At 70.0% G+C, this 21,271-nt stretch carries 21 protein-coding genes; 6 read left to right on the plus strand and 15 right to left on the minus strand.

What is annotated here, in order from left to right; genetic code table 11:
• Window positions 1–102: 102 nt before the first annotated feature.
• Both PMI01_RS07395 and PMI01_RS07400 read right to left on the minus strand, forming a co-directional pair.
• Window positions 103–615 (minus strand): methylated-DNA--[protein]-cysteine S-methyltransferase, encoded by a 513-nt coding sequence (locus tag PMI01_RS07395; protein ID WP_007666290.1) that lies wholly within the window; start codon window positions 613–615, stop codon window positions 103–105.
• The gene (locus tag PMI01_RS07400; RefSeq protein WP_007666291.1) at window positions 605–2,110 is read right to left on the minus strand and encodes an AlkA N-terminal domain-containing protein; all 1,506 of its coding nucleotides are present in this window, start codon (window positions 2,108–2,110) and stop codon (window positions 605–607) included. The genes PMI01_RS07395 and PMI01_RS07400 overlap by 11 nt, the downstream gene beginning before the upstream one ends.
• A 334-nt stretch (window positions 2,111–2,444) precedes the next feature.
• Between PMI01_RS07400 and PMI01_RS07405 the strand changes: the two genes are divergently transcribed.
• Entirely contained in the window at window positions 2,445–3,482 is a 1,038-nt protein-coding gene (locus PMI01_RS07405; RefSeq protein WP_157223707.1) for a hypothetical protein, read from the plus strand.
• Window positions 3,483–3,737: 255 nt separating this feature from the next.
• On the opposite strand, the gene PMI01_RS07410 is transcribed toward PMI01_RS07405, so the two are convergent.
• The 3 genes from PMI01_RS07410 to PMI01_RS07420 form a co-directional block, all read right to left on the minus strand.
• On the minus strand, window positions 3,738–5,045 hold the full coding sequence (locus PMI01_RS07410) for an acyl-CoA dehydrogenase family protein (protein WP_007666295.1): 1,308 nt from the start codon (window positions 5,043–5,045) through the stop codon (window positions 3,738–3,740).
• 118 nt (window positions 5,046–5,163) lie between these two features.
• Window positions 5,164–5,796, minus strand: a complete 633-nt coding sequence (locus PMI01_RS07415) for a hypothetical protein (RefSeq protein ID WP_007666297.1) — start codon at window positions 5,794–5,796, stop codon at window positions 5,164–5,166.
• Window positions 5,797–5,954: 158 nt separating this feature from the next.
• A complete protein-coding gene (locus tag PMI01_RS07420) occupies window positions 5,955–6,956 on the minus strand; it encodes a transporter (protein WP_007666299.1) in 1,002 nt (333 codons plus the stop codon).
• Between the two features lie 557 nt (window positions 6,957–7,513).
• Here PMI01_RS07420 and PMI01_RS07425 point away from each other — a divergent pair.
• The 4 genes from PMI01_RS07425 to PMI01_RS07440 all read left to right on the plus strand — a co-directional run bounded on the left by PMI01_RS07425 (window position 7,514) and on the right by PMI01_RS07440 (window position 11,396).
• Window positions 7,514–8,104 carry a GNAT family N-acetyltransferase gene (locus PMI01_RS07425; RefSeq protein WP_007666302.1) on the plus strand — a complete coding sequence of 197 codons (591 nt, stop codon included), beginning with the start codon at window positions 7,514–7,516 and terminating at the stop codon, window positions 8,102–8,104.
• Window positions 8,105–8,165: 61 nt separating this feature from the next.
• The gene (locus PMI01_RS07430; RefSeq protein ID WP_202948071.1) at window positions 8,166–8,675 is read left to right on the plus strand and encodes a putative immunity protein; all 510 of its coding nucleotides are present in this window, start codon (window positions 8,166–8,168) and stop codon (window positions 8,673–8,675) included.
• 112 nt (window positions 8,676–8,787) lie between these two features.
• A complete protein-coding gene (locus tag PMI01_RS07435; protein WP_007666305.1) occupies window positions 8,788–10,077 on the plus strand; it encodes a hypothetical protein in 1,290 nt (429 codons plus the stop codon).
• Window positions 10,078–10,163: 86 nt separating this feature from the next.
• Window positions 10,164–11,396, plus strand: coding sequence for a hypothetical protein (locus tag PMI01_RS07440; RefSeq protein ID WP_007666306.1), 1,233 nt, complete (start codon window positions 10,164–10,166; stop codon window positions 11,394–11,396).
• A 174-nt stretch (window positions 11,397–11,570) separates the two neighbouring features.
• Here PMI01_RS07440 and PMI01_RS07445 read toward each other — a convergent pair whose 3' ends face one another.
• From PMI01_RS07445 to PMI01_RS07485, 9 genes are all read right to left on the minus strand, one after another.
• A complete protein-coding gene (locus PMI01_RS07445) occupies window positions 11,571–12,026 on the minus strand; it encodes a hypothetical protein (RefSeq protein WP_238537018.1) in 456 nt (151 codons plus the stop codon).
• A 20-nt stretch (window positions 12,027–12,046) separates the two neighbouring features.
• A complete protein-coding gene (locus PMI01_RS07450; protein ID WP_007666308.1) occupies window positions 12,047–12,640 on the minus strand; it encodes a response regulator in 594 nt (197 codons plus the stop codon).
• An 81-nt stretch (window positions 12,641–12,721) separates the two neighbouring features.
• Complete coding sequence (locus tag PMI01_RS07455; protein ID WP_007666309.1) at window positions 12,722–13,399, minus strand: DUF4328 domain-containing protein; 678 nt, start codon at window positions 13,397–13,399, stop codon at window positions 12,722–12,724.
• A 77-nt stretch (window positions 13,400–13,476) separates the two neighbouring features.
• Window positions 13,477–14,277: a carboxylating nicotinate-nucleotide diphosphorylase gene (nadC, locus tag PMI01_RS07460; protein ID WP_051989927.1), complete on the minus strand. Its 801-nt coding sequence runs from the start codon at window positions 14,275–14,277 to the stop codon at window positions 13,477–13,479.
• A gap of 41 nt (window positions 14,278–14,318) precedes the next feature.
• On the minus strand, window positions 14,319–14,957 hold the full coding sequence (locus tag PMI01_RS07465) for a Uma2 family endonuclease (protein WP_007666320.1): 639 nt from the start codon (window positions 14,955–14,957) through the stop codon (window positions 14,319–14,321).
• A 29-nt stretch (window positions 14,958–14,986) separates the two neighbouring features.
• Window positions 14,987–16,507 (minus strand): L-aspartate oxidase, encoded by a 1,521-nt coding sequence (locus PMI01_RS07470; protein ID WP_007666322.1) that lies wholly within the window; start codon window positions 16,505–16,507, stop codon window positions 14,987–14,989.
• A 91-nt stretch (window positions 16,508–16,598) separates the two neighbouring features.
• Window positions 16,599–17,684, minus strand: a complete 1,086-nt coding sequence (gene nadA / locus PMI01_RS07475) for a quinolinate synthase NadA (protein WP_007666323.1) — start codon at window positions 17,682–17,684, stop codon at window positions 16,599–16,601.
• 248 nt (window positions 17,685–17,932) lie between these two features.
• A complete protein-coding gene (locus PMI01_RS07480) occupies window positions 17,933–18,799 on the minus strand; it encodes an alpha/beta fold hydrolase (RefSeq protein ID WP_007666324.1) in 867 nt (288 codons plus the stop codon).
• Between the two features lie 49 nt (window positions 18,800–18,848).
• On the minus strand, window positions 18,849–19,850 hold the full coding sequence (locus PMI01_RS07485; RefSeq protein WP_007666325.1) for an NADP-dependent oxidoreductase: 1,002 nt from the start codon (window positions 19,848–19,850) through the stop codon (window positions 18,849–18,851).
• A gap of 107 nt (window positions 19,851–19,957) precedes the next feature.
• Here PMI01_RS07485 and PMI01_RS07490 point away from each other — a divergent pair, with 107 nt between their 5' ends.
• Window positions 19,958–20,521 carry a TetR/AcrR family transcriptional regulator gene (locus PMI01_RS07490; protein ID WP_007666328.1) on the plus strand — a complete coding sequence of 188 codons (564 nt, stop codon included), beginning with the start codon at window positions 19,958–19,960 and terminating at the stop codon, window positions 20,519–20,521.
• A 12-nt stretch (window positions 20,522–20,533) separates the two neighbouring features.
• Here the strand turns inward: PMI01_RS07490 and PMI01_RS07495 are convergent, their stop codons facing one another.
• Window positions 20,534–21,271, minus strand: a complete 738-nt coding sequence (locus PMI01_RS07495; protein WP_007666330.1) for a haloacid dehalogenase type II — start codon at window positions 21,269–21,271, stop codon at window positions 20,534–20,536.

The following is a 21,271-nucleotide window of genomic DNA, read 5'->3' on the forward strand; positions in this document are numbered from 1 at the left end:
GGGGTCGATGGTCGGTTCAGCCGCGAGGCGCGGTCAGATCCGCGCGACCCCTCATCCGGCGCTTCGCGCCACCTTCTCCCGCAAGGGGAGAAGGAACAGGGGTCAGGAACTCACCCCCTCATGCGCCAGCAGCCAGCGCTTGCGCGCGATCCCGCCGCCGTAGCCGGTCAGCGATCCGTCGGCGCCGATCACCCGGTGGCAGGGCACGACGATGGCGATCGGGTTGGCGCCGTTGGCCGCGCCCATGGCCCGTATCGCGTTCGGTCGGCCAATGCGCGCGGCGAGGCGGGCATAGGTCGTCGTCTCGCCGGCGGGGATGTCGACCAGGGCGTTCCAAACCTCGCGCTGGAAGACCGTGCCGCCGATCGTCCAGGGGATGGTCTTCAGCGCGCCCAGCTGGCCGGTGAAATAGGCCGCCAGCCCCTCGCGCACCGCCGCCGGCGCCATGCCGGTCTCCACCGCCTGGTCGCGATGGTGCAGGCGCAGGGCCCGGGCCAGGCGCTGGGGCTCGTCATGGAACTCCAGCACCCGCAGCCGCCCCTCGGCGTCGGTGACCACGTCGATCTCGCCGATCGGCGTAGCCAGGCGATCCAGCCTCAGGCGCTCAGGCCGCACGCGCCGTCCTCCGAACCGGCGGCGCCCCTTCGTCGGCCAGCGAAGCCCAGAGGTGCAGGGCGGCGTAGGCCCGCCACGGCCGCCAGGCCTCGGCGCGGGCCAGCAGCTGTTCGGCGGTCGGCCGCACGCCGTCGGCGTCGGTCAGGGCCCGCATCAGGGCGACGTCGGCGGCCGGGAAGGCGTCGGGCTCGCGCAGCTGGCGCATGGCGATGTACTGGGCTGTCCATTCGCCGACGCCCGGCAGGGCGCGCAGCCGCTTGACCATGTCGTCCAGGCCGGCGTTGGGGCTGAGCAGGTTGGGGTCGTCGGCGATCGCCCGGGCCATGGCCGACAGGCAGCGGATGCGGGCCCCGGGCATCTTCATGCCGGTCAGGTCGGCGTCGGCCAGCCGGGCGGCCGCGGGGAAGGTGTGGGTCAGGCCAGGTTCCGCCCAAGGCGCGGCCAGGGGCTCGCCGTGGACGGCCACCAGGTCGCCGGCCAGCTTGCGGGCCGCCACCACGGTGATCTGCTGGCCCAGGATCGCCCGCACCGCCAGCTCGAAGCCGTCCCAGGCGCCCGGCACCCGCAGGCCAGGCCGGGCGGCGACCATCGCGGCCAGGTCGGGGTCACGCGACAGCACCTCGCCGATGCCCACCGGGTCGGCCGACAGGTCGAACACCCCGCGCACCCGGGCCAGGATGCGCGGCAGGGCCGAGGGCCTGGGGAAGCGCACCGCCACGCTCAGCCGGTCGTCGCCGATCGGCCGCACGGCGATGGTCCCGGCCGCGCCGTCCAGGGCGATGGCCCGGCGGTAGACGCCGTCCCGCACCACCTCGACGCCGGGGATGGCCCGCATCGCCAGGAAAGCCAGCATGCCGTCCCAGTCGTAGGGGGGGCGGTAGCGCAGGGTCAGGACGATGGCGTCGTTGGCTGGCGCGCTGATCGCCTTGCGGCGGCGAAGCGCGGCGGGCGGCCGGTCGTAGAGCTGCTGGAAGGTCTCGTTGAAGCGCCGCACGCTGCCGAAGCCGGCGGCCAGGGCCACCTCGCCCATCGGCAGGTCGGTCTCGTGGATCAGCTGCTTGGCCAGCAGCACCCGCCGGGTCTGGGCCACCCCGACCGGCGTGGCGCCCAGGTGCTGCAGGAACAGCCGCCGCAGCTGTCGCCCGCCGACGCCCACGCGCTCGGCCAGGCTCTCGACGTCGCCCCCGTCCTGGTTGGCGTCCAGGGCGCCGGCCTCGATCAGGGCCAGGGCCCGCGACACGGTGTTGGACGCCCCGTTCCAGGCCCCCAGCTGCGGCGAGGTCTCGGGCCGGCAACGCAGGCAGGCGCGGTAGCCCGCTTCCTGGGCCGAGGCGGCGGTGGCGTGGAAGGTGACGTTCTGGCGCAACGGCGTGCGGGCCGGGCAGACCGGGCGGCAGTAGATGCCGGTCGTCCGGACCGCCACGAACAGCCGGCCGTCGAAGCGGGCGTCGCGGGTCTGAATGGCGCGGTAGCAGGCGTCGGGGTCGAGATCCATGCGGCGATCATAGCCCCCGCCGCAGCGGCGTCTCGCGGTTTTCGGACGTCACCACTCGCCATCCCCGGAACAGGTCCGAGAATGACGGGCGCGGAATTGCAACCTTGAAGGTAAAGTATTCGCGTCACGGTGAAGCTGTCGAGTGCTCGGTACTTTGTGATCACGATGGTGTCGATCCGAAATCATGGCCAATGGTCAAGATTGGGTGCGACAAGATTCGCATCGAAAACGGTCCAATACACGAACCTTAACGCCGGATTCGGCATGAACATTAGAAACCGGTCAACCGAGATGGTCGCCCAATAGGCCTCGGGTTGGGGTTTGGGGCATGGTCATGAAGTATCCGGTTCTCTGGGCGGCGAGCGCGCTGGTCGCCGTCACCGCCGTCTCTGGTTTCGCGACGGCGCGGCAGGAGCGAAGCGCGCCCGGCGTCAGCCTGGCCCGCGACGTGGTCGCCGCCGCCAGCGCCTTCGAGACCTATACCCGCGGGGCGGGGACGATCTCGGCGGCGTTCAGGAACGGCGACGGCGTCGCGCAGGCCCTGGCCACCGGCGCGGCCTACCAGGCCGACCAGATGGACGCCGGCATGGTCGCCTACGGGGCCATCGCCGCCTTGCAGGAGACCGCCTTCATCGACGGCGTGCGGCGGGCGGCGCGCGACACGCCGCCGGAGGCGCTGATCGCGCGCCTGACCGAGAACCCGGAAAGCGTCATCGAGATCGACGGCGTCGGGGCCGCCGTCAGCCGGGCCCAGGCCGCCCTGCTCCGGCGGGCCACGCCGCTGGGCGTCGCCGGCCGCGCCGTCAAGCAGTCGGCCTACGACGTCCAGCACCAGGACTGGTCCAAGGCCCCGATCGCCGACGGCGCCGGCCGCCTGGCGCGGATCAAGGCGATGTCGGCGGCGCTGTTCGTCCCCGGCGACGAGGACGGCGGCCGATTGATCCAGGCGGCGACCGCGCCGCGTGACGACACCGGAACCGGCGCCGAGGGCGGGGCGGCCTTCACCCCGGTCACCGTGCGGGCCGCGGCCCTGGCCGCCCTGGCGGTGCTGGGCGCGGCCGGGGACGACGACGTCGCCCGGCTCGACGCCGTCATGCACGAGAAGAAGAGCGGCTTCTGCATGAAGATGGCCAAGCTGAACCTCTACCAGTGCCTGGCCGTGGCCGGCCCGCACTATGAGGACGTGTTCTGCCTGGGCCAGCACGCGCTGATCGACACCGCCCAGTGCGTCACCGAAGCTGCGGGCGGGGCGCGGGTCCCGGCGGCGCCTCCGATGATGACCGCCGCGCCGCGCCGGGCGCCGGGGCTGTTCATCCCGGTCGGCGGGACGGGGGCCGAGGTGGCGGCGATGTCGCCGGTTCCGGGGAACTGATCCTCCACCTAACACTATAACAACCGTCATCCCGGGCCTTGTGCCCGGGATGACGGTTGAAATGGGGATGCGTTGGATTTGTCATCCCGGACAAGCGCGTAGCGCGCAGGTCCGGGACCGCCGGAAGCGCAGGTGTTCACGCCCCGGTCCCGGGTCTTGGCTGCGCTTCGCCCGGGATGACAACCGCATAGGTGAGAACGAAAAAGCCTCCCGGTTCGCACCGGGAGGCCCTCGTCGTTCAACGGTGATGGCGTCCTAGCGAATGCCCGCCACTTCCCGCGCGGCTTCACGCTCGACCTTCTGCTGGTAGGCCAAGTCGCCGTACTTGCCGTATTCCATGCGGGCGATGGTGCGCTCGTGCACTTCGTCCGGGCCGTCGGCCAGGCGCAGGGTGCGGATGCCGGCATAGGCCTTGGCCAGGCCGAAGTCGGTGGTGACGCCGCCGCCGCCGTGGGCCTGGATGGCGTCGTCGATGATCTTCAGGGCCAGGCGCGGGGCCGCGACCTTGATCATCGCGATCTCCAGGCGCGCGGACTTGTTGCCGGCCTTGTCCATCATGTCGGCGGCCTTCAGGCACAGCAGGCGGCACATCTCGATGTTGATGCGGGCCTCGGCGACGCGCTCTTCCCACACCGAGTGGTCGGAGATGTACTTGCCGAACGCCTTGCGGCTCATCAGGCGCTTGCACATCTTTTCCAGCGCCACCTCGGCGGTGCCGATGGTGCGCATGCAGTGGTGGATGCGGCCGGGGCCCAGGCGGCCCTGGGCGATCTCGAAGCCGCGGCCCTCGCCCAGCAGCAGGGCGTCCTCGATCGGCACGCGCACGTCCTTGAGGATGACCTCGGCGTGGCCGTGCGGGGCGTCGTCATAGCCGAACACCGGCAGCATACGGACGATCTCGATGCCGGGGGCGTCCATCGGCACCAGGACCTGGCTCTGCTGGGCGTGGCGGCTGGCGTTGTTGGGGTCGGTCTTGCCCATGACGATGGCGACCTTGCAGCGCGGGTCGCCGACGCCCGAGCTCCACCACTTGCGGCCGTTGATCACATAGTGGTCGCCGTCGCGCTCGATGCGGGTCTCGATGTTGGTGGCGTCCGAGCTGGCCACCGCCGGCTCGGTCATCAGGAAGGCGCTGCGGATCTCGCCGTTCATCAGCGGGCGCAGCCAGCGCTCCTTCTGCTCCAGCGTGCCGTAGCGCATCAGCACTTCCATGTTGCCGGTGTCGGGCGCCGAGCAGTTGAAGACTTCCGAGGCGAAGCCGATCTTGCCCAGCTGTTCGGCGATCAGGCTGTATTCCAGGTTGGTCAGCTGGACGCCTTCGAACTGGAAGCTGTCGTCGACGTGGGTCTGGCCGCTGTGCGGCGGCATGAAGAAGTTCCACAGGCCGGCGGCCTTGGCCTTGGCCTTCAGCTCCTCGACCACCTGGACCACCTTCCAGCGCTCGGCCCCGAGCACGTTCATCTCGGCGTCGTAGCGCGGGACGGCCGGGACGATGTGCTCTTCCATGAACGCGGTGACGCGGTCGAGGAAGCTGCGCTGCGTGGCGGAGATTTCGAAATCCATGGCGTTCCCGATCCCGTTATGTCGCTGTCAAACACTTGTTTGAAAGCGTTCTAACACCGAAGTGACGCGGACGGCAAGCGGGGTTGGAGGGGCCTGGCCCTGGGACGAGCCGATGGGGTCAGGCGGCCGGCGACAACCAATGCCTGGCCTTGGCCAGCCAGGCGGTCGCGATGTCGCCGCCCCCGTCGCGATCGGCGGCCAGCACCGCCTGCGTTTCGGGGCGGGCGACGAGGTCGTCCAGCCACGCCAGGCCGCCGTGCTGGCGGCAAAGCGCGATCATCGCCGCCAACTGCTTGGCGTCGGGGCCGCCACGCATCGTGGTGTCGGGATGCTGGTGTCGCCACTGGACCGGATCGACCCTGCACAGGGCCTCGATCCGTCGCCGGGCCCGGGAGGCGAAATCGGGGTCGAGCAGGAACGCGGCCACGGCCAGTTGCGGGGACGCCCAGCTGGGTTCGTCCAGCGCCGCCCACAGGGCCTGGATCGTCGGCTCCGACGGGGCGGCGGCGACGATCGCCGCGCTGGCCCCGACGACCTGCGACCGCCAGCCGTGGACGGGCGAAAGCGAGGCCGTGATGTCCGCTTCCAGGCTGAGCGCCGCGGCCTCGACGATCGCCTTCAAGGCGGCGACGCTGTCCTCCGGCTGATGGCTGAGATTGAGGAAGGCGAGATAGCGCGTCCCGTCGAACAGCGGCGCCAGGGCACCGAACTCGGCGAAGGGCGACTTGTCGGGCTGCGGGGCGTCGGTCATCGCGGGCGCTCGGTCGCTGGGGGAACGCTCTCTACTACGGGACGAGCTCGTTCCGGCAAAGGCGCGGGACGAAACAGGGACACACACTCACGGCAAGGCCCGCGCGGGTCTGGCGAAGGTCGTGGGGTGAGTGTGTGTCCCCATCCGCGCCCGTCGCTCTACAGCACGTAGTTGACCGCGATCACCGGGGTCACCGAGGCGGTGGTGTTGCGGCCGGCCGGGATGATCCGGGCGCCGGCGATCACGCCGAGGGCGGGGCTGATGTTGTACTCGACGGCCGGGGCCAGGATCAGCGCCTCGCTGACCGGCGAGCGCCGCTCGAAGGCGGCGCCGGCCCCGTCGACGCCGGAGACGCGGGTCGAGGCGTCGCGCTGGTAGCCGATGTCCATGGCCGCCACCCACTTTTGGGTGATGCTGTATTCGAAGGCCAGGTCGATGTTGAAGGAATCGCCCGGCTCGGCCCGTCCCGAGAAGCCCGTCGGGGTGCCGTAGACGCTGGTGTCGCGGACCTTGGCGTGGCCGGACCGCGTATAGGCCAGGTTCAGGCGCGTGCGCAGGATCCGGCCGTTCGGCGTCCAGAAATAGGTCTGGGAGTTGAGCCCCAGCGTGGTGGCGTAGGCGCCGCCGCCGAACCCGTCGTTGGCGCGGCCGTCGAGCTGGTCGTGGCGGCCGATGGGCAGGGTTTCCTGCAGAAGCACGGAGATGGTCGGCGTGCGGCCGCCCGGCTTGTACTGGGTCAGCCGGTACTGGCCCTGGACGGTCAGGTCGCCGACCTGGACGCCCGAGCTCGACCGGCCGCCGGCCCGGCGATAGCCGAAGCGAGGGATCAGGCCGGCGGTGAAGGTGTCGGTGACGCCATACAGGAGATAGGTCTGCGAGCCGAAGGTGTCGGCGTCCGGCGCGGGGTGGCGCTTGCCCTTGTCGTCGAGCACGCCATACGGCTTGGCGTCGTAGAGATAGGGCTCGATCAGCATGTGGCCCTTGGGCAGGGTCGAGGCGCCCGAGGCCAGCAGCGGCCCGGTCCACCAGGCCTCGTCCAGGGCTTGCCGGCCGGGCGTCGCGTCGGAGGCATGGGCGGGAAGGGCGACGCCGCCGATCAGCGCGGCCAGAAGCGCCGTGAGCCAGGCGCCACGGCCGGCCTGTCGCGGATTTGATCTCATGGTTCCTGCTCCCCGTTGCGATCCGATCAATCGTCGGACCGTCCTTAGGCCGCGCGCGCGGCCGCGACCGCCCGGAACTTGCGGCGCCGATGTGTCAGTTTCTGTCAGCAGTCGTCGCGCGTCGAGACGAGGTTCTCGTGCTGCGGTGCAAAATGAGAAAAGCCCGCGAACCAGGTTCGCGGGCTTTCTCGAAGCCGCTCCCCGAAAGGGCGGCGATCCGGTCGCTTCTGACCTTAGGCGGCGGCGCGCGAGGCCTTGATGGCCGAGATCGTCAGGACGATGAGGCTGAACATGGGAAATCCGTCTGTGAAAATAGGGCGGCGTCGAGCGCCTCCGATGTTCGCCACCATACATGACAACGTTGTCATTGCAAGGATTATGTTGCGGTGCAGCGTCGCGGGCTCTTTCCCGGCCGAGACGGGGACGCACACTCACGGCAAGGCCGGTGTCCGCCCGGTCAAGGCGTTGGGGTGAGTGTGTGTCCCCATTCGCACCCCCGGCCCTTGCCGACTTGAGCGCCTTGCGTCGAACCGTCCGGAGAGGCCATTCTGCGGCTCATGAACATCCAGATTCGCCCCCTCGAAGGCCGCTATGTGCGGCTGGAACCGATTACCGCAGAACTTCGCGACGAGCTGAAGGGGGCGATCGACTGCGACCCCGAGAGCTGGGAGATCATGTCGACCAACGGCTGCGGCGAGGGTTTCGCCGACTGGTGGGGCGCGCTGAAGGGCGAGACCGAGCGCGGCGAGCGCATCGGCTTCGCCATTCGCCGGCTGAGCGACGGCAAGGTGGTCGGCACGTCGAGCTATCTGAACATCCGCAAGCTGCACAAGGGCCTGGAGGTCGGCTCGACCTTCCTGCACCCCGACGCCCGCTCGGGCCCGATCAACCCGGAGTCCAAGCTCCTGCTGCTGGGCCACGCCTTCAACGCCGGCGCCATCCGGGTGGAGTTCATGGTCGACGTCCGCAACGCCCGCAGCCAGGCGGCGGTCGAGAAGCTGGGCGCCGACAAGGACGGCGTGCTGCGCAACCACAAGATCACCTGGACCGGCCATGTGCGCGACACCGCCGTGTTCTCGATCACCGACGCCGACTGGCCGGGCGTCAAGCAGCGGCTGGATTTCCGCCTGATGGAGACCTTCGTCTAGGGGACGCGCCGTCCCCTCCGCGCGAGAGGTGCAGACGATGGATCACCAACCCGGCTCGCCCTTGCTGAACACCGAAGACCTGCGCCAGATCGCGCTGTGGGCGGCCGACTGCGCCGAGCGCGTCCTGCCGGTCTTCGAGGCGAAGGCTCCAGACGACACCCGGGCGCGCGAAGCGATCGCGGCGATCCGCGCCTTCGCGCACAGCGGAACGCGGACCGCCTATCTGCGCAAGGTCGCCTGGGCGGCGCACGCGGCCGCGCGGGAGGTCGGTGATCCGGCCGCGGCGGCCGCCGCGCGCGCGGCGTCCGCGGCCGCCGCCTCGGCCTACACCCATCCGATCGCGACCCCACACCAGGTGAATCACATCCTTGGTCCGGCGGCCTATGGCGCGCACGCGACCGCGCTGGGGGCGGCCGACGAGGCCGGCGTCGGCGAAGCGGAAGTTCGCTGGGCGGTCGAGCAGGCGCCGCCCGCGGTTCGAAACGTCGTGCGACGGATGCCAGGGCGCGCGCCCAGCCGGGGCCGGTTGGGCGCGCTGTTCCACCAGCTCGACATCGGCTTGCGCCGCTGATCCGCGCTCCGTCGTCGCGACTTCTGAAGACCGCCGATCTTCGAGGTAAAGATCGCGTTTTTTCCTTTCCCGTAAAGACTTCGCCAAGCCTTCGCCTGTAGGTTTCGGCTCCATGACCGCTATCGCCTGCTTGAGAATTCTGGTCGCCGGGATCCCTCCCGAGCCTGGTCGGAACATCCTGGCCTCCCAGGTGGAGGCCGCCGCCGACCTGTACCTTAAGCATCGCTGGAAGGCGCCGCGTCGCTATGGGGCGGTCGCGCCCCTGGCCTTCGTGCTGGCCGACAACCGCGCCGAGCGGCTGGATCCGGTCGAGATGCAGGCCCTGGCGGTCGAGCTGGAGGCCACGCTGTTTCCCGGAAAGGCCGCCGGCCAGGTGTGCCTGATGACCTTCGAGGGCGACGAGAGCGCCGTGCTGCAGTTCGCCAGCCTGTCGCAGGCGCAGCTGGCCGGGCTGATCGCCGGCCGGGGCTATGACGGCCCGCCCGGCCACGTCCAGGTGATCACCGCCGACGAGATCCGCGCCGTCCCCAGCGCTCCGGTCGAGGCCGCTCCCGCCGCGCCGGCCGCGCCGGCTCCGGTCGTCGCCAAGGACGCCGCGCCGGTCCAGGCCGCCCCAGTCGCGCCGGCCAAGACCGCGCCCGTCCAAGCCGCTCCGGCCAAGACCGCCGCCAAGCCCCCGGCCGCTGCTCCGCCGGTGGTCAAGCCGCCGCCGCCGCCCGCCACGGGCTGGTGGGGTCTCTATCATCCGCCGTCGGAATCCTTCGTCGGGGCCGCCATCGGTCTGCGCGCCGACCTGGAGACCGCGCGGCCCACCGACGACGCCGCCCTGCTGACCCGCGACCTCAACTGCCTGAACGACGCCCAGGCCGCCTTCGCGAAGGCCGGCGACGCGGGGATGCTGTTCGTGCCGTTCAGCTTCTGGAACCTGACCAACCCCGCCTCGCAGGAGGCCTATAAGCGCCGCCTGTCACGCTACCCCATGGCCCTGCACGGCCGGCTGGGCGCGACGATCTACGACACCCCGCGCGAGCCGTCGCTGGGCCTGCTCAGCCAGATCCGCGCCTTCCTGCAGCCGACCTTCGCCTTCATCGACCTCAACATCACCGAGCCGAATTTCCCGGTCGCCACCCTGCCGGGCGAGCTGGCCACCAGCATCACCCTGTCGCTGCCGGACGACGAGCCGCGCCTGCGCATCGAGGCCATCGCCCGGTTCGCGTCGAGCCAGGGCGCCTGCCGCGCCAAGGGGGTTCGACAAGGGGTCGCGGGGGTGCGCGACGCCAAGGAGCTGGAAGCCTGCCGCGCCGCCGGCCTGCGCTACGTCTCCGGGCCGGGGATCACCGACATGATGGCCGGCCCGATCGGTGCGGCGCCAGCGGCGCAGCTACCGCTGAAGGTGGCATAGGGCCAATTCAAACCACCTAAGGCTGCGTCAGTCAGCCGCGGCATGGCGCCCTATTTTGTCAACCTTGCCCGCGCGATAGTGGCGGCATGACAGCGATTGCATGCCTCAAGGTCTTTGTGGGCGACGAACTGCGGTTCGCCGACAACGACACCATGGCGACCCTGGTCGGCAAGGTGGCGGGCGCTTACCTGGAAACCACCTGGCTGTGGCCGCGTCGCTACGGCCTGGTCGCGCCGTTCTCCTTCGTGCTGGCCGACCCGCGCGCCACCCAGCTGGACGCCCGCGAGCTGCAGGCCCTGGCCCGCGACCTGCAGTTCAAGCTGTTCGGCGACAAGGGCGTGGGCGACATCGCCCTGCTGATGTTCGAGGGCGACCAGACCGACGTCATGCGCTTCGCCGGCATCCATGGCGCCCAGCTCAAGGCCCTGCTGAACGGCGAGGACGACGGTTCGCTGGTCGGCCGGGTCTGCCGCATCACCCCCACCGAGGTCAGTTCGGTCGTGCCGCCCGGCGGGCCGGTGTGCGGCGCGCCGCCGATGGAGCAGCTGGCCCCCATCGAACGGGCCCCCGTCGCCGCCAGGGTCGGCTATCGCGGCGTCTATCACACCGCCCGCGAGGTGTTCATCGGCAGCGTCGCGGTCTGGCGCCAGGACGGCGCGCCCGACGTCTTCGGCCTGACGCCGCTCCGCGCCGACGCCGACCGCCAGGAAGACGACATCCCCACGCTGCTGGGGGCCAAGACGGCCCTGGCCGGCCTGGAGGCGGGGGTGATGTTCCTGCCGATCAGCTTCTCGACCATGGTCAAGCCCAGCGCCCGCGCCGCGCTGCTGCCGCATCTGGAGGCCCTGCCGCGCGCCCTGCGCGGACGCCTGGCCGCCGCCGTCTACGACACGCCGCGCGCGCCGTCGTTCTCGGCCCTGTCGCAGGTCAAGCGCTTCCTCGACCCGTTCTTCGGCCGCCTGGACCTGCGGGTCAGCGATCCGGCCTTCCAGATCGACGACCTGCCCGTCGACCTGGCCAGCAGCGTGACCCTGATCCTGCCCCGGGTCAGCGAGAAGGCCAGGCTGGCGGCGGTGACCCGGTTCATGCGCGAAGGTCCGGCCTATCGCCGCAAGCACGTCTGGCAGGGCCTGGCGGACGTGCGCACCCGGCGCGAGCTGAACCACTGCATCGACCAGGAGGCGCCGTTCCTGACCGGCGCGGCCGTGACCGACCTGCTCGAGGCCCCGGTCGGCAGCGCCTCCCTGCCGTCCCTGCACCTGCCGATGCACGACTGGTCGACCTTCCCCGACAACGCGCCGATATCGTCGGTGGCGTAGGGGGTTCGGACAGTTCGCTGACCCAGGCGCTGGGGCGCGTCTTCAACTCAAACTTCGTCATCCCCCGCTTTATGCGGGGGACCCAAGCGGCGCGGACAAGGCGTCAAACCCCATTCGTCATCCCCCGAACAAGTCGGGGGATGACGAATGGGGGCGGTTCAAAATTGTCGCGCCCTAGATCGGCGGGTGTTCGCCCTCGCCCAGCTGCTTCTCGAGCACGCTGGCCAGGCCTTGCAGGATGACGTCGTGCATGGCGGGGTCGGCGTCGGCGCGGTGCAGCAGCTTGATCGAGGCGACGTGCACCTTGACCCCGGCCAGGACCGAGGGCGTCAGGCCGCCAGCCCCGTCCAGCAGGTCGCACAGCGAGCGGGCGGCGACCTGGACGGCCGCGTTGCGCTCGGCGCCGCACAGGCTGACGATGTCGGCGGCGCGGGCGTACAGGCCTTCGATCCTGGCGTGGTCCCCGGCGTCGGAGGCCAGCAGGGCGTCGAGCGCGGCGATGTAGCCGTCGATCCCGGTCAGCGACGGTTCGCGCAAGGTCTCCAGGGTGGCGTCGGCGCGCTTCAGGGCCTCGGCCACGTACATGCCGCCGCTCTTCTGGGCCATCAGCTGGCCGAGGCGGGGCCGCATGCGGCTTTTCTTGACTTGGCTCATATCAGCGATCTTTGCGGTTTGATCAGCATGTCCAGCTCGTCCTGGCTCATGTCCTGGCCCTGGCCGTCGCCCAGTTCAATGGACCGATCGTCGCGGCGGCGGCCGTCGGGGAATTCGACCGGCGGGCCGGCGTTGCGCCAGCGGCGGTCCGGGCCGGCATAGGCGTCGCACTCGATGAACAGCCGGTCGCTCCTGGCCACCCAGAGGATGCGCTCCAGCATCACCGCGGGCGAGATCGGCTTGGTGATGATGAAGTTGGCGCCGCAGTCGCGGGCCTTTTCGACGTGGGCGCGGCGGGTGTGGGCGGTGACGATGATGGCCGGCGTCTGGCGGCTGGCCTCGTCGCCCTCGCGGCGCAGCCAGCGGATCAGGTCGTAGCCGTCCATCTCGGGCAATTGGGCGTTGGCCAGGATCAGGTCGACCGGATGGTATTGCAGCTCTTCCTGAGCTTCCCGGCCGCTGGCCTTGCGCACGATGTTGCGCAGGCCAAAGCTGGTCAGCACGCCGACCAGCAGGTCGAGCGACTGGTGATTGTCGTCGACGATCAGCGCCCGAGCCTTGTCGAGATTGATGTGCTGACTGGGCTGCAACCCTGAACGCTCCGGCCGCCCGGCGAACCGCTGGACCGCCAACCTGTGCCCCGGGGACGGTTAAGAAACCGCTGTCTCGCCTTAGCTGAAGGCCGTGGTGCGCAGCATCTCGGCCTGCTGGGCGCCGAGCCGTCGGACGACCCGGATCAACACGAGGCAGAGCGGGATCCAGAGCGCGTCGCTCACGGCGTCGAGGCCCGCCGAGATCATCGCGTCGCTGACCTGGTGGGTGCGCAGTTGCAGGCGGAAGCTGGCGTTGTCGAGGAACGAGGCGACGAGCCACAGGCCCCACCACCAGCGCAGCAGGGACGGCGTGTCCCGGGCCCGCCAGGACTCCGGCGAGAGGCTGACCGCCCAGGCGTCGCTGATGGCCTGGAACGGCTTGTAGAGGTTGGCGAACGGCACGAAGAACCAGCCGATCGACCACGGCGGCGACACCCTCAGGTCGCTGGCCAGGGTTTGGCTGTTCATGGTGACGCGATAGATCCACTTCAGCGTCAGGAAGCCGCTGACCAGCAGCGTGACCAGCAGCAGCAGGCTGCTCAGCCCGGTGGCCAGGTCCGCGGTCTCCATGCCCGGCAGGGTTTCGGTCATCGAGACCGGCGTGTCCGCGGGAAACCGCGACAGGGCCTGGAACTGGAAGAGGTCGGTGAACAGGCTGACGGCCGAGGAGGCGATCCGAAGGTAGAGCCAGACCACGACCATCCGGCCCAAGGCGCTCGGATCGCGCGCCACATAGGCCTTCTTGCTCTTCGCCATCGGTCAGTCCCCCAAACGCCCCGCTCCGCGTCTAGGGGTTTTCGCGCCGGCGGACAACCTTAGGGCGCTCGGGCGGCTCACACCGCGTCCAGGCCGATGTCCAGCACCAGGGCCGAGTGGGTCAGGGCGCCGACGCTGATGACGTCCACCCCGGTCTCGGCGATGGCGCGCACGGTGGTCAGGTTGACGCCGCCGGAGGCTTCCAGCACCGCCCGGCCCTTGGCCAGGGCGACGGCGGTCTTCAGGTCGTCGAGGCTGAAATTGTCGAGCATGACCACGTCGGGACGGTGCCGCAGGGCGTCTTCCAGCTGGTCCAGGCCATCGACCTCGACCTCGACCTTGACCAGGTGGCCGGCGAAGGCGCGGGCCCGGCGGACGGCTTCGCCGACCCCGCCGCAGGCGGCGACGTGGTTGTCCTTGATCAGGATGGCGTCGTCCAGGCCGAAGCGGTGGTTGATCCCGCCGCCGCAGCGCACGGCGTACTTCTCCAAGGCCCGCAGGCCTGGCGTGGTCTTGCGGGTGTCGACGATGGTCGCGCCCGTGCCCTGCACCAGGCGGACATAGGCCCGGGTCAAGGTGGCGACGCCCGACAGCTTGCCCAGCAGGTTCAGGCCCGTGCGCTCGGCGGCCAGCACGGCCCGGGCGTTGCCCTGGGCGCGGGCCAGGATCGCGCCTGGCGCGGCGTCGGCGCCATCCGGCGTCACCACCTCGAAGGCCGCGGTCGGGTCCAGGGCGGCCAGGGCCAGGCGGGCGCAGGACAGGCCGGCGACGCGGCCGTCCTGCCGCGCGGCATAGACGACCGACAGCCGGGCGTCAGCGTCGATGCAGGCCTGGGCGGTGATGTCGCCGGCCCGGCCGAGATCCTCGGCCAGGGCCATGTCGATGATCGGGCGGACGAGGAGGTCGGGGAGGGGGGTGATCAAAACAGCTCCGACAGCGGAATGTGAAAGTCCGGCGAGAACAGCGGCGAGACGTAGACATCGCCGTCGAAAACCTCGGTCGAGGTCCAGGTCCCGTCCGGGCGCGGTGCGCGGAAGATGGTCACGCGACGAGCCTTGGGTTCGATCACCCAGTATTCCGGCACGCCGGCCTGGGCGTAGAGACGGCTCTTCTCGGTGAGATCGTAGCGACGGGTCGCGATCGAGACCTCGACCACCAGCACGGCCTGCGCCGCCTGGGCGAATTTTTTGGAAGCGCCGGCGTGGATGACGAGGAGGTCGGGCAGCGGCGCATTGTGATGGTCGATATGCAAGGTGGAGCCCGCAAGCACCTTGAGCTCTTGAACCGCCAGGACCGCTCGTGCGGCGTTCTTGATGGCGGCGCCAACATTGACGCTGACTTCGCCATGATCCGCTGAGGCCGGCGCCATCTGGATGATCTTCCCCTCGACCAGTTCGAAGCGACCTGGAACGCCCTCAAAGACCCCGGCTTCATCCATCCGTTCGAACTGGTCGAAGTCGAACAGGAAGTCCCTGCGTCCTTGCTCATCGATCCACGGCGCGTCGAAGTCCCACGTGAAGTCGCCGCGCTCCTCGAAGCCTGGGTTCGTCGCCGTCATGGTCACGTCTCCGTTCCCGTTATGTGCCCCTATTCCGCCGCGTAGCGCAAGCCGGCGGCGGCGTTGTCCAGGGTGACGAAAGTGCGCTCCGGCAAGGCCGTGGCGAGGAAATCGGCGCGGAAATGGCCGCCCCGGCTTTCCTGGCGGGCCAGGGCGGCGCGGGCGATCAGGCCGGCGGCGACCAGGGTCGGCGCCGCGCCGTGGACGGTCTCCAGGGCGTCGAGCGCCGCGATCAGCCGGGCCAGGCCGTCGGCGTCGCGGATCACCCCGGCGTCGCGGCTCATCGCCTGGCGCAGGCCTTGGAGGGCCGCATCGGGCAGGTCCGGCGCGGGCGCGGCCGCCAGCGGCGGCTCACCATCAAGGGCCAGCTCGCGCGCCACCCGGCCGGCCCGGGCCCCGAACACCGCCGCCTCCAGCAGGCTGTTGGAGGCCAGGCGGTTGGCGCCGTGCACGCCCGTGCTGGCGCATTCGCCGGCCGCCAGCAGGCCGGGCAGGCTGGTGCGGCCGTCGAGGTCGGTGGCCACGCCGCCCATGTGGTAGTGCACCGCCGGGGTCACCGGGATCGGCTGGACGCGGGGGTCGATCCCGGCGCTCATGCAGGCGGCGAACACGGCCGGGAACTCGTGCGGGAAATGCGCGCCGACCGCCGTCGTGGCGTCGAGGAACGCGCCGCGACCGGCCGCCCGTTCGGCGTGGATGGCGCGGGCCACCACGTCGCGCGGAGCCAGTTCCCGGGCCGGGTGGTAGTCGGCCATGAAGGCGCGGCCGTCCTTGTCGCGCAGGATCGCCCCCTCGCCGCGCAGGGCCTCGGTGGCCAGGGGGGCGGGGTCGCGGCCGATGTCGATGGCCGTGGGGTGGAACTGCACGAACTCGGGGTCGGCGATCACCGCCCCGGCCAGGGCGGCCAGGCCCAGGCCCTCGCCTCGCACCTCGGCCGGCGTCGTGGTGACGGCGTAGAGGCCGCCCACCCCGCCGGTGGCCAGGATCACGCTGGCGCAGCGGATCTCGACCAGCTTGCCGTCGATCTCCGCCAGCACGCCGACCACGCGGCCGGTCGCGTCCTGGAGGAGACGGCGGGCGCGGGCGTTCTCGCGGACCTCGATGGAGGGCGCGGCGCGGACGGCGGCGATGACCGCGGCCATGATCGCCGCCCCGGCCCCGTCGCCGCCGACCCGGGCGACCCGGGCCTTGGCGTGGGCGGCCTCGAGGCTGAGCACGAAGTCGCCGTTGGTCTGGCGGTCGAACGGCGCGCCCAGGGCGGCGAGGGCGCGGACGGCGGCGGGGCCTTCGGTGGTCAGCAGGGCGACCGCCTCGGGATCGCAGAGCCCGGCCCCGGCCGCCATGGTGTCGGCGGCGTGCAGGGCCGGCGCGTCCTCCTCCGACAGGGCCGCCGCCATGCCGCCCTGGGCCCAGGCGCTGGAGCAGCCGGTGGCCAGCGGGGTCGGCGACAGCACCAGCGCCCGGCGCGGGGCGCAAGCGAGGGCGGCGGTCAGGCCGGCGAGGCCGGCGCCGAGGATCACGGGGCCGTCGAAGGTGATGCGGTCGGTCATTTCACACTCCACTCCCTTTCCTGAAGCGGGAAAGGGTCGGGGATGGGGCGCGGGCGGCGCTCCATCGGAGAAAGGCGAGGCGGGCAGGCGGCTAGATCAGTTCGACATCCACGTGGTGCCGGGCCTTGACCAGGTCGTACCGCGCCGGGACGGCCGGCGGCGGCAGGTCGATCATCCGTTGCACGGCCAGGCGGGCGCGGGCGGCGATAGCCGGATCGACCGTCACCTCGTAGCGGTCGTGGACCAGGGCGTCGTGGATGTTCTGCAGGCTGATCCGCTTCATGTGCGGGCACAGGTTGCAGGGGCCGATGAACTGGGTGCCGGGCGACTCCGCCTGGACGTTGGAGGCCATCGAGCACTCGGTGATCAGCACCACCTGCCGGGGTTTCCGCAGCGCCACATAGTCGTTCATCGCCGCCGTCGAGCCGGCGAAGTCGGCGGCTTCCAAGATCTCGGCCGGGCACTCGGGGTGGGCCAGGATCTCGGCGCCGGGATAGGCGGCGCGCATGTCGGCGATGTCGCCGGCCGTGAAGCGCTCGTGCACCTCGCAGCGGCCGGCCCAGGCGATGATCCTGACGTCCGTCTGGCGGGCGACGTTGCGGGCCAGGTATTCGTCGGGGATCAGGATGACCTTGTCGACGCCCCATTCGCGGGCCGCCCACTCCACCACCTGCACGGCGTTGGCGCTGGTGCAGCAGATGTCGGTCTCGGCCTTCACGTCGGCGGTGGTGTTGACATAGGTGACCACCGGCACGCCCGGATAGCGCTGCTTGATCAGCCGCACGTCGGCGCCGGTGATCGAGGAGGCCAGGCTGCAGCCGGCCAGCAGGTCGGGGATCAGCACCCGCTTGTCGGGGGCCAGCACCTTGCTGGTCTCGGCCATGAAGTGGACGCCGGCCTGGATGATCACGGCGGCGTCGCTCCTGGCGGCCTCGCGGGCCAGGCCCAGGCTGTCGCCGACATAGTCGCCGACCCCGTGGAAGATCTCCGGCGTCATGTAGTTGTGGGCCAGGATGACGGCGTTCTTCTCGCGCTTCAGCCGGTTGATCTCGGCGATCAGTGGCGCGTGCAGACGCCATTCCATGGGCGTGACATGGTGTTTGACCTTGTCCCACATCGCGGCGGTCTGGGCCTCGACGTCGGGCGTGAAGGTCAGGGGCGCGAAACCGTCAGCCATGTGATCCTCTCTTATGCTCAAACTGAGCATTTCCAGGGCCTCAAAAAACGCCGGGAGCGAGGGTGGCCTCGAAAGGAACTCCGCTCCGGCGTCGCCCCTTTTGCTGAAATTGAGCAAAAGGGATGAAAGACATATAGACCCTCCGACGCCGATTGCAAAGCGCTGGCGGAAAATTCAATGGGCGGCCGCTAGGCGGGGTCGATAACGTCGACGAATGCGGAGAACCCGGTGACCGTCGTCGTTGGACGTCACGCGTCCAGGAACGCCAGCGCCTTGTGCACGAAGGCCTCGTGGTGCTGGAAAATGCCGCCGTGTCCGGCGTCGTCGTAGAGGACGAGTTCGGCGTTCGGCAGGCGCTGCGCCAGGTCGACCGAGTTGCGACTGGGGACCATGATGTCATGATCGCCATTGGCGACCAGGACAGGGTTGCGGATCGCGCCCAGATCCTGCGGCGCCTGCTTTCCCCAGGCCTCGATCGCTTTCAGTTGCCGGCGAAACGCGGCTATCGTGACCGGCTTGTCGCGATCCGCCTCGCGCTCCTTCAGCCGCGCCAGAAAGACCTTCGCGGCGCGACGGCCGTTCGCGGTCGAGGTGAAGAACAGATAGAATTTCGGATCCCGGAAGGTCAGCATGGCCTTGGCGATGAGGGGCCAGGACACCCGCCCGACGTTCTCGATGCCTGCGCCGCCGGCCGGGCCCGTGCCGGTCAGGATGAGCTTGCGGATCAGCTCGGGCGCCTTGAGCACGATGTCCTGCGCCACGAACCCGCCCAGGGAGAAGCCGAGCAGATCGACCGGCTGGAGGCCCAGCGCGCGGATCAGGGCGATCACGTCCCGGGCCATCTCCGCCACCGTCAGCGGCGCTTCGCCGCCCGAGGCGCCGACGCCGCGATAGTTCACGGCGATCACGGGTCTCGTCGCCGCCAGGCCGTCGACGATGCGCGGATCGAAGTTGTCCAGGACCGCGCCCCAATGGTTGAGCAGGATCAGCGGGACGCCGGTCGCGGGCCCAAGGCGCCGGTAAACCAGCGTCGTCCCCGCGACATCGACGGTCCGGGTCGACGCGTCTTTCCACGTCGTCGTCTGACGGGTTTGCGGCGGAAGGGGTGAGTTCACGATCGTTTCCTCGGATATTCGCGGGCGGACTGGTGATCCGGGCGCGACCTCATTTCAGTTTGACGACGACCTTGCCCTTCGCCCGTCCCGTTTCGACGTAGGCCAGGGCTTGGTTGGTGGCTTTGAAGGGGAAGATCCGATCCACCACGGGGCGAATGATCCCGGCTTCGATCAGCGCGGTGATCTGGCTCAGTTGCCGACCGTTCGCCCGCATGAACAGGAACGAGTAGGCGACCTGGCGGCTCCTGGCCTTCTTCCGGATGCCCGAGCTCAGCTGGCCCAGGACCTGCCGCAAGACCCAGTTCAGGCCCTGCTCCCTGGCGAAATCGGGATCCGGCGGGCCCGAGATCGAGATCAGCTTGCCGCCGGGCTTCAGCACCTCGAGGGATTTCTGGAGCGTATCGCCGTCCAGGCTGTTGAGGACGACGTCGTAGCCGGACAGGACCGTCGCGAAATCCTGTGTCTTGTAGTCGACCACGACATCGGCCCCGAGGCTTTTGACCAGGTCGATGTTGGCGGTGCTCGTCGTGGTGGCGACCGTCGCGCCCAGATGCTTGGCCAGCTGGATGGCGAAGGCGCCGACCCCGCCGGAGCCGGCGTGGATCAGCACCTTCTGCCCCTTCTGGAGCTTGGCGCGCTCGACCAGCACCTGCCAGGCCGTCAGTCCGACCAGGGGGATGGAGGCGGCTTCCTCCATGCTGAGGCCCTTGGGCTTGAGCGCCACGTCGGCTTCGCTGATGGCGATGAATTCGGCGAAAGTCCCGATCCGGCCGTCGCGCGGCCGGGCATAGATCTCGTCGCCCGGCTTGAAGTCGCGAACGCTCGGACCGACGCGAACCACCGTGCCGGCCACGTCATGCCCCAGGATGAACGGCGGGCGATAGGGCAGGATCGGCTTGAACTCGCCGTCGCGGATCTTCGAATCCAGGAGATTGAGGCCGGCCGCGTGGACTTCGACCAGGACCTCGTCATCCCCCAGCTTCGGCTGCGGCATGTCGCCGAGGCGCAGCGCGCCCTTCTTCTCATACCGATCGAGGATGAAGGCCTTCATGAGGGTGTTCTCCTGCCTGTCGCCCGTATTCATGATAGTCATCATGATTGTTGCCAAATATGATGGCCGTCATGTATGTGTCAAGCAGGCAAACGGAGAATTCTGGGATGAGGGTCAGTCGAGACCAGATGCAGGCCAACCGCCTCCGGATCCTTGACTCCGCCAGCCGGCTGTTTCGGGAGAAGGGTTTCGAGGCGGTCAGCGTGGCCGAGGTGATGAAGGCCGCGGGCCTCACCCACGGGGGATTCTATGGCCATTTCGAATCCAAGGACGATCTCATCGCCCAGGCCATCGGGCACATCTTCACCGCCCAGGACGACGGTCAGGGCGACCTTGGGGCCTATCTGAACGCCTACCTGTCGTCCCAGCATCGCGACAGTGTCGGAGAAGGTTGCCCGACGGCCGCGCTGGTCGCGGACATCCGCCGTGAGACCCCCGCCGCGCGGCTGGCCATGACCGAAGGCTTCAGGTCCCAGATCGATCGCATGGCCAAGGCGATCGCCGAACCGGGCGCGGCCGCCTCCCGCCGCCAGGCCGTCGGCGCCTGGGCGGCCATGGTGGGCGCGGTCGTCCTGGCCCGGGCGATCGACGATCCGGCGCTATCCGACGAGATCCTCGATGAGACGCGCTCCTGGATCGAGGGAAACCTGGGCGAGACGTCGAAGACCTAGGCGATCCGTCGCTCAGCAGCCCAACAGCGTGGCCAGTTCGGTCAAGCTGTCCGCCGTCCAATCCCACGCCTGCGCGGCGTCGGCGTCGGGGGCCGGGCGTCCGCCATATTCGTCGGGCCGATCGACATAGGCCGTCGAAAGGCCGCAGGCGCGCGCGGCGGCGAGGTCGCTGTGGTGCGCGGCGACCAGACACAGCTCCTCCGGCGCGATCGCCAGCACTTCCGCCGTGCCCAGATAGGCGCGCGGATCGGGCTTGTAGGCGCGCGTGACCTCGGCGCCGAGCAGCGCGTCCCACGGCAGGCCGGCCTGACGCGCCATTGCGAGCATCAGCGAGATATTGCCGTTGGTGAGCGTAACGATCGGAAAGCCGGCCTTCAGCCGGGTCAGTCCCGCCACCGAATCCGGCCAGGGCGCGAGCCGGCTCCACGCGTGGTTCCAGTCGTCGAGCAGCGCGTCGTCGAGCGTCGAGGGATCGATGTTTTCGGCGCGCAGCGCCTCGTCGAGCATCTCGCGGTGCAAGACGTCGAGCGTCACGAAACCACGGCCAGACGCGGCGAAGGCGGCCATCACGTCGATATAGCGAAAGCGCCAGGCGTCGGCGAAGGCGGCCGGATCAATGTCCCGACGGCCGATCCGATCGAGGAAGGTCGCTGAGTCTCGGGCGATGCTCGATCGCCAATCGACGACCGTGCCGAACACGTCGAAAGCCAGGACCCTGGGCTTGCGGGGGGGCTTGCCGCGGGCTGTCAT

Origin of the sequence: Caulobacter sp. AP07, assembly GCF_000281955.1 — a bacterium.
Lineage (GTDB): Bacteria > Pseudomonadota > Alphaproteobacteria > Caulobacterales > Caulobacteraceae > Caulobacter.